General features: G+C 70.7%; 1 protein-coding gene and 1 pseudogene. Both read left to right on the top strand.

Annotation, left to right across the window (positions count from 1 at the left end; translation table 11 throughout):
• A pseudogene (locus QZX79_RS06705) lies at positions 1 to 79 on the top strand (lyase family protein); the annotation flags it as partial.
• Between the two features lie 221 nt (positions 80 to 300).
• Positions 301 to 549: hypothetical protein (locus QZX79_RS06700; protein WP_294566431.1), on the top strand; the 249-nt coding region annotated here is incomplete at its 3' end.

Below are 549 nucleotides of genomic sequence, written 5' to 3'. Positions count from 1 at the left end.
CGGCTCCAAGGACCCCGTCCACCCCAACGACCACGTAAACCGCGGCCAGTCCTCAAACGACGTCATCCCGACCGCCATCCGCGACGCCGCCGAGAACCGCGAGTGGCAGCGTGAGGGGCAGGGCTTCGGTGCGCTGCTCAGCCGGGCGCAGGCATCCACGATCCGCGAGCGCTGGGCACAGGAGCTGGGCCGCGACGATGACGACCTGGCGCGCGAGCACGCAGACCTGTTCCTGGCCGCTAACGGCATCACTCGCTGACCCCCGCCCCCTCTCCCGTCTGTTCCGCCCCGGAGGACCACATGACCGCCGACACGACCACCGCCTGCACCTGCACCGACGACGACGCCAGCTACTGCGACGTCCACGTCAGCTGCGACGAGCGCTGCAACGCCCTGCGGAACCCGCGCACCAGTGAGCAGGTGCTGGCGGCGTACCCGTGGCGGTTTCATCACGAGACGCTGCGCGAACTGGTCGACGACCCGGACGAGCTGCGCGAGGTCCGCGACGGGCTCACCGCCAAGCTGCTGAGCGCCGACCGCGACGCGGTA

This window comes from uncultured Arthrobacter sp. (genome assembly GCF_902805515.1).
Taxonomy (GTDB): domain Bacteria; phylum Actinomycetota; class Actinomycetes; order Actinomycetales; family Micrococcaceae; genus Arthrobacter_D.
This window is presented reverse-complemented; position numbering and strand designations above follow the sequence as displayed.